General features: G+C 70.0%; 16 protein-coding genes. 11 read left to right on the top strand and 5 right to left on the bottom strand.

Annotated features, from left to right (window positions below; all coding sequences use genetic code 11):
* Nucleotides 1-516: 516 nt before the first annotated feature.
* A complete protein-coding gene (trxA, locus tag GT354_RS03385) occupies nt 517-885 on the bottom strand; it encodes a thioredoxin (protein WP_161354652.1) in 369 nt (122 codons plus the stop codon).
* Between the two features lie 223 nt (nt 886-1,108).
* On the opposite strand from trxA, the gene GT354_RS03380 reads away from it, so the two are divergent.
* The 3 genes from GT354_RS03380 (at nt 1,109) to GT354_RS55635 (ending at nt 2,609) form a co-directional block, all read left to right on the top strand.
* On the top strand, nt 1,109-1,369 hold the full coding sequence (locus GT354_RS03380) for a hypothetical protein (RefSeq protein WP_161354651.1): 261 nt from the start codon (nt 1,109-1,111) through the stop codon (nt 1,367-1,369).
* A gap of 423 nt (nt 1,370-1,792) precedes the next feature.
* A complete protein-coding gene (locus GT354_RS03375) occupies nt 1,793-2,116 on the top strand; it encodes a hypothetical protein (RefSeq protein ID WP_161354650.1) in 324 nt (107 codons plus the stop codon).
* A gap of 361 nt (nt 2,117-2,477) precedes the next feature.
* Nucleotides 2,478-2,609 carry a hypothetical protein gene (locus tag GT354_RS55635; protein WP_272923747.1) on the top strand — a complete coding sequence of 44 codons (132 nt, stop codon included), beginning with the start codon at nt 2,478-2,480 and terminating at the stop codon, nt 2,607-2,609.
* Here the strand turns inward: GT354_RS55635 and GT354_RS03370 are convergent.
* Entirely contained in the window at nt 2,585-3,508 is a 924-nt protein-coding gene (locus GT354_RS03370) for a hypothetical protein (protein ID WP_346011828.1), read from the bottom strand. The two genes, GT354_RS55635 and GT354_RS03370, sit on opposite strands and share 25 nt — an antisense overlap.
* Before the next feature lie 344 nt (nt 3,509-3,852).
* Here GT354_RS03370 and GT354_RS03365 point away from each other — a divergent pair, with 344 nt between their 5' ends.
* Nucleotides 3,853-4,194: an antibiotic biosynthesis monooxygenase gene (locus GT354_RS03365; protein WP_161354649.1), complete on the top strand. Its 342-nt coding sequence runs from the start codon at nt 3,853-3,855 to the stop codon at nt 4,192-4,194.
* Nucleotides 4,195-4,293: 99 nt separating this feature from the next.
* Complete coding sequence (locus GT354_RS03360) at nt 4,294-4,512, top strand: zinc ribbon domain-containing protein (RefSeq protein ID WP_161354648.1); 219 nt, start codon at nt 4,294-4,296, stop codon at nt 4,510-4,512.
* Between the two features lie 211 nt (nt 4,513-4,723).
* Here GT354_RS03360 and GT354_RS03355 read toward each other — a convergent pair whose 3' ends face one another.
* Together GT354_RS03355 and GT354_RS03350 are read right to left on the bottom strand one after the other, a co-directional pair.
* Entirely contained in the window at nt 4,724-5,383 is a 660-nt protein-coding gene (locus GT354_RS03355; RefSeq protein WP_161354647.1) for a restriction endonuclease, read from the bottom strand.
* A 191-nt stretch (nt 5,384-5,574) separates the two neighbouring features.
* Nucleotides 5,575-6,396 carry an SDR family oxidoreductase gene (locus tag GT354_RS03350; RefSeq protein WP_161354646.1) on the bottom strand — a complete coding sequence of 274 codons (822 nt, stop codon included), beginning with the start codon at nt 6,394-6,396 and terminating at the stop codon, nt 5,575-5,577.
* Nucleotides 6,397-6,659: 263 nt separating this feature from the next.
* Between GT354_RS03350 and GT354_RS03345 the strand changes: the two genes are divergently transcribed.
* The 4 genes from GT354_RS03345 to GT354_RS03330 all read left to right on the top strand — a co-directional run bounded on the left by GT354_RS03345 (nt 6,660) and on the right by GT354_RS03330 (nt 8,937).
* Complete coding sequence (locus GT354_RS03345) at nt 6,660-6,968, top strand: GNAT family N-acetyltransferase (protein ID WP_161354653.1); 309 nt, start codon at nt 6,660-6,662, stop codon at nt 6,966-6,968.
* An 84-nt stretch (nt 6,969-7,052) separates the two neighbouring features.
* A complete protein-coding gene (locus GT354_RS03340; RefSeq protein ID WP_161354645.1) occupies nt 7,053-7,508 on the top strand; it encodes a (4Fe-4S)-binding protein in 456 nt (151 codons plus the stop codon).
* A 36-nt stretch (nt 7,509-7,544) separates the two neighbouring features.
* The gene (locus GT354_RS03335) at nt 7,545-8,057 is read left to right on the top strand and encodes a hypothetical protein (protein ID WP_161354644.1); all 513 of its coding nucleotides are present in this window, start codon (nt 7,545-7,547) and stop codon (nt 8,055-8,057) included.
* Nucleotides 8,058-8,124: 67 nt separating this feature from the next.
* A complete protein-coding gene (locus GT354_RS03330; RefSeq protein ID WP_161354643.1) occupies nt 8,125-8,937 on the top strand; it encodes a serine hydrolase domain-containing protein in 813 nt (270 codons plus the stop codon).
* Nucleotides 8,938-9,388: 451 nt separating this feature from the next.
* Here the strand turns inward: GT354_RS03330 and GT354_RS03325 are convergent, their stop codons facing one another.
* A complete protein-coding gene (locus GT354_RS03325; RefSeq protein WP_161354642.1) occupies nt 9,389-11,740 on the bottom strand; it encodes a collagenase in 2,352 nt (783 codons plus the stop codon).
* A 355-nt stretch (nt 11,741-12,095) separates the two neighbouring features.
* Between GT354_RS03325 and adh the strand changes: the two genes are divergently transcribed.
* A complete protein-coding gene (gene adh / locus GT354_RS03320; protein WP_161354641.1) occupies nt 12,096-13,613 on the top strand; it encodes an aldehyde dehydrogenase in 1,518 nt (505 codons plus the stop codon).
* Nucleotides 13,614-13,678: 65 nt separating this feature from the next.
* On the top strand, nt 13,679-14,050 hold the full coding sequence (locus GT354_RS03315) for a DUF779 domain-containing protein (RefSeq protein WP_237534334.1): 372 nt from the start codon (nt 13,679-13,681) through the stop codon (nt 14,048-14,050).
* The last annotated feature ends 199 nt before the right edge of the window (nt 14,051-14,249 follow it).

Below are 14,249 nucleotides of genomic sequence, written 5' to 3'. Positions count from 1 at the left end.
TACGGCAGGGGCCCGAGCGGGCGCGGCCGGGGCCGTGACGCCGGGCCGGTGACGCTGGGCCGGTGACGCTGGGCTTGTGGTGCTGGGCTTGTGACGCCGGGCTTGTGTAAAGCCGGGCCGGTCACGCCGGGCTGTGCTGCCGGGCCGGTAACGCCGTGGCCCCGCCCTCGAGAACCCCGCCGGAGTCCGGGTCGGTGGCGCGGTGACGTGGTGACGCGGTGACGCCGTGACGCCTGCCGGAGTCCGGCCCCCCGTCGCCGAGAACCCCGCCGGAGCACGGGCCCTGACGCCGGGAAGCCCGCCGGACCGAGGTCCGGCGGGCTTCCCTGTCGCCTGCTCCATGGTGCTTTTCCTGCGAAGGAGGAGGGTCCATCCACTTCTCGCGGATCCTGATTGCGCGGTGCGCGGCCCGACTTCGACCGCTTCTCCGCGTCTATCCGTTGCGGACCCTCCTCGCTCCCTCCAGTAGACGCCTGCCTGCGGGATCCCGCAAGATCGCCCGCGGCCGCTGCGAGGTCAGCCCTTCGGCTGGTTTTCGGCGATCTTCTGCTTGACCTCCGACATGTCCAGCCCCTGTGCCTGCTTGATCAGGTCGACCAGGGCGGCTTCCGGCAGCGCGCCCGGCTGCGAGAACACCACGACGCCGTCGCGGACGAGCATCAGCGTGGGGATGGACTGGATGTCGAATGCCTGCGCGAGGTCGACCTCGGCCTCGGTGTCCACCTTCGCGAACACGACGTCGGGGGTCGACTCCGACACCTTCTCGAAGGTCGGCGCGAAGGCGCGGCACGGACCACACCAAGACGCCCAGAAATCGACGACGGTGAGACCGTCGCCCGCGACGATCTCCTCGAAGTTCTCCTTGGTCAGCGCGACCGTGGCCATGCGTCCTCCAAACGTTTTTTCGCTTCGTGCTCCGTCTACTGCCTGTCAACAGAACCACGGCGGTGGGCATTCCGTCCGGCGGGTCCGCCGGTGATCGCCGGGCCCGGGTTGCGCGGGTCGATCGGTTGGGCCGCGCCCCGTGACCCCATCAGTCACAGCGGCACCATAGGCTTGTTCGGACCGGCGCCGCCCGCCGGTTACCGTGCAGCCGAGGAGCCCCGTCATGCGCTTGACCCGCCGCAGCGTCGTCAGTCTTACCCCGGCAGATCCGGGGTGGGACGTCGAGGTGACCAAGGCCGGTGAAGAGGCCGTCCTGTGCCCCGTCATCGGGTGGGCGGTCGTCGTCCTCGACACCTCTGCCGAAGGCGTGACCGAGACCGCGATCGAGCCCGCGTTCGTCTACGACGGCGCCGTGTACACCCCGGCGGAGCTGGCGCACTCGATCGGCGAGCTCGACTACCAGCTGATCGAGCCCGAGGAGTGACCGGGCCGTGATCGGGCGCTGATTGCCTCTGCGGTGCACCCCTCGGCCGACCTCCCTCGGCCGAATTCCCTTGTACGTACGAGTGGTTACCGACAACCTTCGGGCCGTCGGCAACTGCTCGCAGGGGGATGCGGTGCGGGATCGGCTTGCTGTGCTGTGCCCGTTGCGGTCTTTCGGGGCCCTCGGCGTCACGGCTCTGACATTCGGAATGCTGCTCGTACAGCTCCTGCCGGCGGCGACGGCGGGAGCTGTCGGCTTTCTCGTCCAACGCGCCGCGACGGGTGGTGGGTTGGGCCTGCCGCTCGCGATCGTGGCGGGCGTGCTGCTGCTGCTCGACCTGATCGCGCCCGAACCCGTCCAGACGCTGCGGGAGCGGGCCGCGCTGCGGTCAACGGTCACGCCCGACACCTCGTCCGCGAGTCGATGTCCGGGCCGGCCGGGACCGCCCACCTCGACGAGCAGGCCACCCGCGACGCGGCCGACCTACCCGTGTCCGATACCGGGGCGATCAACCTGGGCAGCGGTGTCGAGGCCCGACTGTGGCTGATCACCAAGTCCGTCGGCTCGTTCGCGTTCGCGTCCGCGTCCGCCGGCCTGGTCGCCTGGTTCTCGCCGCGGCTCGCGGCGTTCGCGCTCGCGTGCGTACCGGCCCAACGCGCGATCCCGGCCCGGCGATACGGCACGATCGTCGCCGATCCGGTCCAGCCGAACTCGTCACTGCGGGGCGGGACTACTGGGAGGGCGTAGCCGGTGGGAGCGCCGGCGCCAAGGACGCCCGGCTGTTCGGCTTCGGGCCGTGGGCGACGGCACACTACCGGCGCCACCCGGCGGCCCAAGCCGACGTACTCGCACAGCTCATGCGCACGCCGATGCCCAGCCACGTCGCGGTCTTCCGGACGGCCGGCCTTGCCGCCGGCGTGCCCTTCGCGGTGATCACGTCTCGCCGCCCTCGACGGCACCCTGGTGCCCACGCGAGTGGCCACCACACTCGGGGCGGTGGTCCGGATCGCGGCGCTCGTCGTTGCAGGAGAAGGATGCGTCGGCACGACTTCCGGCGCTCCCCGGCTCGGCTCGTCGATTCGGTTCGAGGGGGCGTGGTTTCGTCGCGGTGGGACTGCTCGCGTTCGTGCACCCGTTGCCGATGCTCGCGCCGCTGTTCGCGCTTACGCACGAGGAGTTGCTCGGGCGGGGTGGCAGCTATGCGTTGATGTGCCGTCAGCAGGTGTCCGGCTTCGCCTGATTCGGGCCTTGATCGGGGCCGGGGCTCGGTCTTCGGTCGGGTCCTTGCCCGGGTCCTTGTTTTGGTCCTTGGTCCGGTGTGCCCTCGCCGAAGCGGGAGAGTGCGATCGCGCCCGCGACGGCGAGTACGAAGCCCGTTAGCGCGAGGGGGCCGAATGGGCCCGGGCAGCTGTGGTCGCCCAGGAACGCGATGCCCACGCCCGCCGGCAACACCGTCTCGCCGACCACGAGCGCGGCTGCGACGGAGGTGACGGCGCCGCCCTGGAGCGCGACCGTGTACAGCAGGAACGTCAGCGCTCCGCCCACGAGCAGCGCGTACAGGGCGGGGTTGCGGACGAGGCTGCCGAAGGACAGGTCGGTCAACACCCGGGTGGCCAGCGCGACGAGGCCGAACCCGAGTCCGGACAACAGGCCCAGCAGCCGCGACCGCCACGGCTCGCCCAGCCGGGCGCACCACCACCCGGCCGCCCCGAGCAGCGCGACACACCCGAGCAGGGCCCAGCGAAACGTTGCGTGGGTGTGCGCGGGGCCCTCGTGGCCGGCCGAGATCCCGAGCAGCGCGAGCCCCGCGCACACGGCCGCGACGGCGCCCCACTCGCGGCTGTGCAACCGGGCCCCGAGCACGGGCACCGCGAGCACGGCCGTGACCGCGAGGTTGGCGGCCTGTGCCGCCTCCACGGCGAAGATCGGCAGTCCCCGGAGCGCGACGAACTGGAAGGCGTAGCCGGCCAGGTCGAGCCCGAGCCCGACAACGAACGGCCACTGCGCGAGCGCCCGCCCGAGCACCCGCGGATCGAGCCCCTTCCCGGCGGCGGTAGCCCGCGCACCCAGCGCCTGCAACACGGTCGCGACGCCGTAGCAAACGGCCGCGGCCAACGCGGCGAGCAGGGAGACGAGCACACGTCGACGCTATGTCCTGTACGGGCGGAACACCCCGACCGACGGGCCGCCGAGCGGGTGAGCCACGCGGGCGCCGTGCGGCTGCGCCTCCGGCTCGGTTACGCGTCCGCTCGGGTGCGTCTCCGGCTCGGTTGTGCGTCCGCTCGGTTGTGCGTCCGCTCGGCTGCGCGTCCGGCTCGGTTGCACGTCCGACTCCGCTGCGCCCCGGACTTGTCTGCGCCTTCGCTCGGCCATGCCCTGCTTGGTCGGTTCGCGTCGGGTCGTCTGCGTTCGTCGCTCGGCCGCGTTCCCGGCGCGCTGTGGCCGATGCGGAGGTGGTGGGTGACACGCGGCAGACTGGGGGCATGTCTGTTGTGAAGATCAATGCGCTGACCGTGCCCGCCGAGATGCGGGAGACCCTGGAGCAGCGGTTCGCCTCGCGGGCCGGGATGGTGGACGGGCAGGACGGGTTCGAGTGGTTCGAGTTGCTGCGTCCGATCGAGGGGACCGACCAGTACCTCGTCTACACCAGGTGGCGCAGTGAGGACGACTTCCAGGCGTGGATGGCCGGGAACATGAAGGCCGCCCACGGTCAGGGCGGCGGACCCGGCGGCGAGGGTGGGGCCGAGCGTCCCAAGCCGGCCGCGACGGACTCGGCGTTGTGGTCCTTCGAGGTCGTCCAGAGCAACGGCCCGAAGCAGAGCTGACTTTCGGGCCGATGCGCCCGGCCCAGGCCCCGGCCCCGGCGCGATGACGACAGCCGCCGGTGGTGCCCTTCGGGCGTCCCGGCGGCTAGCCTGATTCGCATGCCTCGCTACGACTATCGCTGCCGCGCCTGTGGGATCACCTTCGAGCTCAACCGCCCGATGGCCGCCGCCAACGACCCGGCCACCTGCCCGGCCGGACACGACGACACGACCAAGCTGCTGACCACCGTCGCGGTGACCGGCTCGGCCGCCGCACCCGCCGGTGGTGGCGGAGGCGGTGGCGGCGGTGGGTGCTGCGGCGGCGGCTGCTGTAGCTGACCGGACGCGCGGAACCGAGCCGGTACCGAGCCCGAGCCGAGCCGAAGACCGCCCGGCTGCGCGCATCGGAGCGCACCGAACCGGCCCGAACGATCCGACTGGGCCCGACCGGACCCCACCGGACCCCACCGTCAAGCTCATGACCCGCGATGCCGCCCCGCCCCGCCCAAGCAACGGTCGCGGCCCGAGCCCGTCGGGCCGCAAAGCCCCCTCAGGCCGCCAGGCCGCCCAGGCTTGCCGGGATCTCCTTGTCGCACTCCCAGTGCGCGAGGGCCCTGCGGTCGAGCAGCACGATGCCGGCGGACTTCGCGAGTGCCGCGGCCTTGGCCGAGAAGCACCCCGCGGTGCTCGCGAGCAGGAACGCCGGCGCGTCGTCCGTGCCTGCCGACAGTGCCGCTGCGAAGTCCTCCACGACGCCGCCCGCCACCGGGCCCGGCCCCTCCGTGCTGCGGCACCGCACGATCGCGCGGCTGCCGTCGCCCCGCTTGGCGTGGATGTCCACCGCGTACGCGTCCTCGACCACTCGTACCGTCTCGACGTCGGCCAGGCCGTCGCGTTCGCACAGGTCGGCGACGTGCTCGGCGAGCCGGGTCGGGTCCATCCGCTCCAGGCGCTCCTTGGCGTCGCGCAACTCGGTGTTGTCGCACTGCTGTTGCCGCGGGTCGGCCGCATCGCTCGCGGGCCGATAGCCGACGAGCCAGATCGCCGAGGCGGCGACCCCGGCGGCCACGACGTACACGACCATCATGTTCGAGGACTGGTCGACGCGGATGCCCTCCAGGACGAACCAGATCCCGATGGCGAGGAGTTCGAGCCCGGCCACCAGAAGGGCCAGGTTGAGGTAGGCCCTCACCGTCGTACGTCCTGCCATGTCCGTCGTCCCCCCGGTGACGCTTTGGCTTGTCGTACCCGTGTCGTTCACGTGTGTCCCGTTGATCCGATTCGATCGGCCGGCCGAGGTCCTCGGTCGAGCCGTCGTTACCCCTATTGCTGTCCCGACGAACCGGGACACCTGCCCGGTTCCCGACCCGAACAACAACGGGACACCCTACGAACCGCGCTTCAGGCGCCGTCGGGCAGGTTGGTCCACCCTCGACCGTCGGCCTTGCCGTACCAGCCGCTCGCCGCCGTCGTACCGCCGTCCACCGGGATCAGATGACCCGTCACATACGACGATGCGTCACTTGCCAGGAAGAGCACAACCTTCGCGTAGTCCTCGGGTTCACCGAATCGCGCCATCGGCACCCACGATCCGATCAGCGCCGGGTCGCGATCGCGCAGTTTCGCCTCGTATGTCGTCTGCGGCGTATTGGCCATGTCGGGCGCGATCGCGTTGACCCGCACTCCCTTGCGGGCGACGTCGACCGCGAGACTTTTGGTGAACGCAATGATGGCGGCGTTGTACGCGGAGTACACGGGGCAGCCCGGGATGCCGCGCAGGGCCTCGACGGTGGAGACGTTCACGATGCTGCCGGAGCCGCGCTCGATCATCGCCGGCAGGAGCGCGTGTGTGACGCGCAACACATGCTCGAAGTTGATCGCGTGCAGCGCCTGCCACTCCTCCTCCTTGCTGCGCAGGAAGGTGGTGGACGGCCGATAGTCGCCGACGTTGTTGACCAGTACGTCGACGCCGCCCGCGTCCCGCGCCGCGTCGCGCAGGCGCGCCACGGTCTCGACCTCGCGGATGTCGCCGACCACGACGATCGCCGTACCGCCGGCCGCCTCGATGTCCACGCGGGCGCCTTCGGCGTAGTCCGCGTCGATGTCGTTGAGGACCACGGTGGCGCCCGCGCGGGCGAGCAGTCGGGAGACTCCGCCGCCGATTCCGGCGCCGCCTCCGGTGACCACGGCGACCTGACCGGCGAGGGGTTCGGGATCGAGCATGAGTGGTGCCTCCTCGGCGAATGTGACGATGCGTCAGATCTGCGCATGCTCTCCCAACTGCCGATCAAGGTCAACGGCGGGGTACGGGTGCGCGCTGTCGGTTCGTGGCCCGCGTGACCCTCGACGCGCGATGATGATCGTCCCGGTAGCAACCGTCTCGGGTATGAGTTCGAATGGAACGTACGGAACCCTCGACAGCCGCCCCCGCCGACCACGACTCGACCCCCACCGACCACGGCTCGACCCCCACCGAGAGGGAACACATGGACATCGTCGTCACCGACGTACCCGAGCAGGACCGCTTCGAGGCCCGGATCGAGGGCGACCTCGCGGGCTACGCGGAATACATGACCACCGACGTCCTGATCGTGTTCACCCACACCGAGGTGCTGCCGAACTTCGAGGGCAAGGGCGTCGGCGGCGCGCTCGTGCGCGCGGCCCTGGACGCGGTCCGGGAGGGCGGCAAGCGCAAGGTGCTGCCGCTGTGCCCGTTCGTGAAGGCGTGGATCGGCAAGCACGCCGAGTACTTCGATCTCGTCTACGACGCGCCGCCGACGACGGTCAAGGACTGACGGTGACCGCCGGCAACCGACCACGGACCGTCGGGGGCCGAACCGGCGGCCACACCCCATTGCACCCGATCCGAGTTGATTCAGATGAGCACCGGTAGCGACACAGGCGGCGGGACGGGCAAGGCCTATTCCACCGAGGACATCACGGTCACGTTCGACGGCGGTCGTTGCCTGCACTCGCTGGAGTGTGTACGCGGGCTGCCCGACGTCTTCCATGCCGAGAAGCGACCGTGGATCGACCCCGCGGGCGCGCCGGCCGATCGGGTCGCGGAGGTGATCCACCGTTGCCCGAGCGGTGCGTTGCGTTACGCGCTCACGGGCGGCCCGCCGGAGGACCCCGTACACCCCACGCAGGTACATCCGGTCGAGGCCGGTCCGCTCGTGATGCGCGGCCACGTCGTGATCACTTTGCCGGACGGCACGCACCGGCACGAGACTCGCGCGGCGCTGTGCCGCTGCGGGTCGACCGCCAACGTCCCGTTCTGCGACGGCAGTGCGGGCTGCATGTTGACGGGCAAGGACTGGGGGCAGAAATCGTGAATCCGGGTTTTCCATGACGGACGGCATGATGACTCGATGACCTCGTTGTTGTTCGTCTGTACCGGGAACGCCACGCGTTCGGTGATCGCGGGCGCGCTCGCACGGGTGGCGCGGCCCGAGTGGGAGGTCGTCACCGCCGGGACCTTCGTGGTCGAGGGCCTGCCGATCAGTTGGCGCACCCGGGGCGCGATGGCGGAGTTGGGGCTCGACGCCGCCGGGCACCGCAGTACGCAACTGACGCACGCGCACGTGGACGCGGCCGACGTGGTGATCGTGCAGGAGTACCAACACGTGCAGTATCTGCGCCGCCACCATCCGCAGGGGGATGCGCGTACGGCGACGCTCAAGCGGCTCGTTCGCGACCTGCCCGCCGGCGCCGGGCCGCTCGGCGATCGGCTCGCGGCGCTCGACCTGGCGACGGTCGACCTCGAACCGGATTGGGAGGACGTCGTCGACCCGGGCGGCGGGGAACCGGACGATTACGTCGCGTGTGCACACGAACTGGCCGCGTTGATGGCCGGATTGATTCCGCGCCTGGGGAGCGGCTGATCCGGCTCGGCGGCGAGGCCGATCCCTCGGTTGGTGAACGAGGGGCGTCGTCGTAGGCTCGGCTTCCGTGGAAAGCCTGCGCATGATCGACACCTGGCCCGTCGACCGGGCCGCCGCGGCCGTCGTCACCCGGGACGGGGGGATGCGCGGCGAGCACGGTCGCGTCGACGAACCGTTCCGCCTCGCCTCGGTGACCAAGCTGCTCACCGCCTACGCGGTGCTCGCCGCCGTCGAGGAGGGCGCGGTCGAGCCCGACGACGAGGCAGGGCCGCCCGGATCGACGATCCGCCACCTCCAGGCGCACACGTCGGGACTCGCGTTCGACGACGACCGCGTGCTCGCGGCGCCGGGACGCAAGCGGATCTACTCGAACACCGGCTTCGAGGTGCTTGCGGCGGCGGTCGAGAAGGCGTGCGACATCCCGTTCGAGGACTATGTACGCGAGGCAGTCTTCGAGCCGTTGGGCATGTCCGAGACCACGCTGGGTGGTTCGCCCGCGGCGGGCGGCATCTCGACGGTACGCGACCTGACCCGGTTCGCGGCCGAGTTGATGGCGCCGCGGTTGCTCGCTCCCGAGACGGTGCGGGAGGCCACGAGCGTGGTCTTCCCCGGCCTGGACGGCGTCCTGCCGGGCTACGGCGCGCAGCGGCCCAACGACTGGGGCCTGGGCTTCGAGATCAAGGGCACGAAGTCACCCCACTGGACCGGCGCCGGCAACTCCCCGGCCACATACGGCCACTTCGGCGCCCGGGGCACGTTCCTGTGGGTCGATCCCGCCTTGGGCGCGGCGGCCGTCTGCCTGACCGACCGCGACTTCGGGCCGTGGGCGGCGGAGGTGTGGCCGGGCTTCAACGACGCGGTGGTCGCGGAGTTGGGGTGACGCCGGGGCGGGGGTCGCCGGGCTGGGTCGATGATGGCGCCGGGGGCACCGAACTGCGCTGACAACGGCGACGGTTCGGCGCGTGTGACCCGGGAGCGGCCCGCCCCGCCGCGGTGATGACGGCGTCGCCGAGGGCCACGCCGAACCGCGACCACGTCGCCAAGGCCGGGGCGACCGTGCCTGCGCTGCCTTCCGCAGCCCTGTAGAAGCCGGGTGCGGCGAAGGCGTGCCCCAGGCCGCTGTGGCTCGACCCGTTGCCGTACCGGTTGTGCTTCGGTCGCTTGTATGCGTCACGTCACCACCCTCGCAAGGGCGGCGACGCCTCGGCGTCGCGCCGAAGTGGGACCCGACGTTCCCCGGTCGGGGGACCTTGGCCCGGAGCGCGGAACCGCCCCGCGCGCGGGGTGTGGGCAGCGCGCGGGGCGGTTGTTCGAGGGGGTGGTGGTGGGGGTTATGGGCGCAACGGGCCTTCGCACGTGTAGGTGGAGGTCGCGGCGCGGTTGTTGGGCCACGGTTGGGGTGGGCCGAAGTGGCAGTTGGTGTCGGCGAGGTTGTTCATCGCGGCGCCGGCTCGGCTGAGGAGGAAGTAGTCGACGGTGGCGGCCATTTCGGTGTGCATGCGGCCCGGGTCGGTCGAGCTGATGTTCGCGGTGATCGAGCCCTTGCAGGTGAAGCGCGGGTGGCCGTCGTAGACCGCGTCGCACGAGGTCGGCCGGCTGCCGGTGGCCTGGGTGAAGACCTGGCGCACGTAGTTCGGGCCGGTGGCGTTCAGTTGCGGCAGTGGGGTGTAGGTCGCGGTGGGCACGTTCAGGTCGTTCACCCCGGCGATCTGCCGGTCCAGGTAGGTGTCGAACTCGGCCTGGAAGGTGGGACCGCTCACCCGGTCGAGGAACGCGTCGTATCCGGCGACGTCGTTCGCGCGCAGGTGGTCGTACATCTCGGCGAGTTGATCGGGGTGATCACGGCCGAGCATGGAGAAGAACGCACCGGCGTACGCGTAGTAGCGGAAGAAGTAGCCGTCGTCGTCGTATCGGAAGTGCAGCGTGTCGCGTACCGACGGGCGGCCGCCGTACTCGGCCACGTCCGAAATCACCTTGGTGACCAACGACTTGCGCAGTTTCACGCCCTGGTCACGAGTCGACCCGGCCAGGTACTCGGCCATGCCCTCGTCGAACGCGGTGGTGCGGTTGTCGGCGTACCAGGGTCCTTCGCCGAAGGAGCCCGGCACCGCGTAGCGGCCGTTGAGGTAATGGGTGTACTCGTGCCGGAACAGCTCCTCCAGTTGCAGGAGGGAATCGCGCGGGACGACGCGCTGGTAGGTGTAGAAGGTCGCCCCTTCCTCGATGTACATGCCGCCGTTGTCGGTGTCGAGGTCGTACAGGAACGTCTGGTAGGTGTGGTAATCGGCCATGCTCGCGTACAGCCGGATCGTGAGCTTGTGGTTCGGGTCGCCCGCGAGCGGCTGATCGGTGCCGACGGTGCGGAAGAACTGCTCCTTGACCTGCTTGGACGCATAGTAGAGCTGCTCGACGGTGGCGCTGTCGAGCGACGTGTGCACCTCGATGTCACCGAGGTCGTAGGTGTACGTGGTCGGGAAGACCAGGGCCTCGACGTCGGCCCGACAGACGGCGTAGCGGTGGCAACTGCCGTACGTCTCCAGCCAATGGGCCACGTTGCTCCACGGTACGGAGAACCGCCCGTACCAGCCCTCGGTGTCCGTGAGCAGCGTGCCCAGGCCGGCCGTGGTCTCGGCGGTCAGCGCCGGGATTCGGCCCAGTCGCCCGTACTCGTAGACGGCGTTGCGCAACAGGCCGGACGTGGCCGGGGTGTCCAGGTGGCGGTAGCCGACGAACGCCTTGAGCGCGGCGCGGTAGCCGGGGTCCGCCCGGACGGCCGCGATGAAGCCCGCGTCGCCGTTGTGGATGCCGTGGTAGGCCATGTTCTGGGCCTGGAGGGTCGCGTCGGCGCGCCCGGGGGCCTGCCACGCGGTGGTGGTGCCGTCCATGTCGGTGAAAACGCGGGTCAGGAGCGGCAGTTGGTGCTCGCGTACACCATCCACGTCGGTGCTGATCAGTAGTTCGCGCAGGAGTACCCCGGACGACGGGGTCACGTCGAACGCGTGCGGCGACGCGCGGAAGGCGGCCACCGCGCGGTTGAGCGCGGCGACGACGGTCGGTCCGCGCAGGTCGATCGCGGGGTTGTCCCAGTCGAGATAGAGCGCGGCGTGGGTGAAGTACCAGAGTTCGTACAGATGCGACGCGTTGGTGCCGTCGTAGGTCGGCGCGAGCGCGGTGACGCGATCGAGGACGGCCTGAAGGTGCGCGGGCGTCAACACCCGGCCCAGGTCGGGGGTGTAGGTCCACAGGTAGGGCCGCAGGCAGTCGGGGCCGACGTCGGGGCGGGTCAGGAAGTCGGCGAGGCCCTGCGGGGAGAGCGCGGCGAATTCGGCGAGGGTACAGCCGGGGACCGGTGCGGCCACGCGGTCCTGCCGCCCCGGGAGTTGCGCCGGCAGGTCGGCCGGCGAGGGGCCGGCGCCGGTGAAGCGGAGGTTGCCGCCGTCGAGAGGGCCGGGGCCGCGGTCGGGGCCGTGTGCGACGGGGGCGGCGAGGCGGTCGACGTCGTCGTTCGGCGTGGCCGAGCTCGCGGGCGTGGCCGGACTCGCCGGTACGGCTATCGAGTTCGAGGCGGCGAGCACAGTGGCGGAGGCCGCCGGTGGGGCTGCGATCGGCAGCACACCGACGGCCAGTGCCAAGAGGGGGACGCTTGTGGCAAACCACTTCTTACGGCGTGCGTGAGTGCTCATTGACGGCCCTTCGGGCACGGGCGGGCCACGGTCGGCGGCCCGAGTTGAGAACACGACGACGAGTACAATTGCACATGTCACACGTGACATCTATATGGGAATGGAAAGGATCATCGAGTAATCGGCGGGCTCTGCACGGCAACTGACGGGTCGTCGGCAAACGGCTCCCGGGTGGCGGTGGCGGACGAGGGCTGCGCGGGAGGGCCGTCGGGGGCGTTTTGACCGGAACGCGTGACCAGCCGGAGACGAGGGACTAGCGTCGGCCTGGAGCGCCTCGACGCACGGATTCCCGTGTCGTGTGGCGGCGCCGATGGTCCGTCACGCCCGTTGCGCGGCAAGGGAAGCGGAGGCTCACATGGTCTACAGTCAGCCCGGCCAACCGGACAGCATCGTCAACTTCGAACCCCGATACGACAATTACATCGGCGGCAAGTGGGTGCCGCCGGTGCAGGGTCGGTACTTCGACGACATCTCCCCGGTGACGGGGCAGCCGTTCTGTGAGGTGGCCCGATCCACCGCCGAGGACGTCGAACTCGCCCTCGACGCGGCGCACGCCGCGGCCGACGCGTGGGGCCGGACCAGTACCACCGAGCGGTCACTGATCCTGTTGCGGATCGCCGACCGGATCGAACAGAACCTGGAGCGCCTCGCGGTCACCGAGACGTGGGAGAACGGCAAGCCGGTCCGCGAGACCCTGGCCGCCGATCTGCCGCTCGCCGTCGACCACTTCCGCTACTTCGCCGGCGTGATCCGGGCCCAGGAGGGGTCCATCTCGCAGGTGGACGAGGACACGGTGGCATACCACTTCCAAGAGCCGTTGGGCGTGGTCGCGCAGATCATTCCGTGGAACTTTCCGTTGCTGATGGCGACGTGGAAGCTCGCGCCCGCGCTCGCGGCGGGCAACTGTGTCGTACTCAAGCCCGCCGAGCAGACGCCGGTGAGCATTCTGGTGCTCATCGAGTTGATCGGGGATCTGCTCCCGCCGGGGGTGCTCAACGTCATCAACGGCTTCGGTTTCGAGGCCGGCAAGCCGCTCGCGAGCAGTAGCCGGGTCGCCAAGGTCGCGTTCACGGGGGAGACGACCACGGGTCGGCTGATCCTTCAGTACGCCTCCGCGAACATCATTCCGGTGACGGTGGAGCTGGGCGGCAAGAGCCCGAACATCTTCTTCGCCGACGTGGCCGCCGAGGACGACGATTTCTTCGACAAGGCCGTCGAGGGGTTCGTGATGTTCGCCCTCAACCAGGGCGAGGTCTGTACGTGTCCGTCGCGTGCGCTCATCCACGAGTCGATCTACGACCGGTTCATGGAACGGGCGTTGGCGCGTACGCGGGCGATCGTGCAGGGCAATCCGCTCGACCCCGCGACGATGGTCGGGGCGCAGGCTTCCAACGATCAGTTGGAGAAGATCCTTTCGTACCTCGACATCGGTCGGCAGGAGGGGGCGGAGGTGCTGACCGGCGGGGCGCGCAAGGTGGTCGAGGGGCTGGAGGACGGCTACTACGTCGAGCCGACGATCTTCAAGGGCACCAACGACATGCGGATCTTCCAGGAGGAGATCTTCGGGCCGGTCGTCTCGGTGACCACGTTTCGCGATGACGCCGAGGCGCTGCGGATTGCCAACGACACGCTGTACGGGCTCGGGGCCGGGGTTTGGACGCGTGATGCCACGCGGGCGTATCGGTTCGGGCGGGAGATCAAGGCCGGGCGGGTCTGGACGAACTGCTATCACGCCTATCCGGCGCATGCGGCGTTCGGTGGGTACAAGGCCTCCGGGATGGGGCGGGAGAATCACAAGATGATGCTTGGGCATTATCAGAACACCAAGAATCTGCTGGTGAGTTACTCGGCTAAGAAGCTTGGGTTCTTCTGATGTCGTCGGGGCCGTCGGGGTCGTCGGGGTCGTCAGGGCCGCCGGGGTCGTCTGGGGCGCGGGGGTTGTCTGGGTCGGTGGAGAAGGTGGCGATCACCGAGGCTGCGGCGGTGCTGGTGGGGGAGTTGGTGGCGGAGCACGGGCCGTTGCTGTTCCACCAGTCCGGTGGGTGCTGTGATGGGTCGTCGCCTATGTGTTATCCGCGGGGGGAGTTTCTGGTTTCGGATGCGGATGTCTTGTTGGGGTGGGTGGCGGGGCAGCCGTTTTACATCTCCGTTGCGCAGTATGCGTATTGGCGTCATACGCATCTGACGGTGGATGTTGTGGCGGGGCGTGGGGGTGGGTTTTCGGTGGAGGCGCCTACCGGGAAGCGGTTCTTGATTCGGTCGCGGGTGTTCAGTGACGCGGAGGTTGCGGCTTTAGGGGTTGGGGGGTGAGGTGGCCTCAGGCGCCGGCCGGGCTTTGTCCTCAAACGCCGGACGGGCTGTTCCCACCCGCCCACCCTTTTGTCCTCAGGCGCCGGACGGGCTGGGGGTGGCCTCAAACGCCGGCCGGGCTGGTTGTGTACCGGCTGGGCCGAGGGGTGACCTCAAGTGCCGGTCGGGCTGGGGGGTGGCGGCACGCGCGGCCGGGCTG

The sequence above is a fragment of the Streptomyces sp. SID3343 genome, from assembly GCF_009865215.1.
Lineage (GTDB): Bacteria > Actinomycetota > Actinomycetes > Streptomycetales > Streptomycetaceae > Embleya.
Note: the sequence above shows the minus strand (reverse complement) of the source record. Positions and strands in the feature narration are given on the sequence as shown.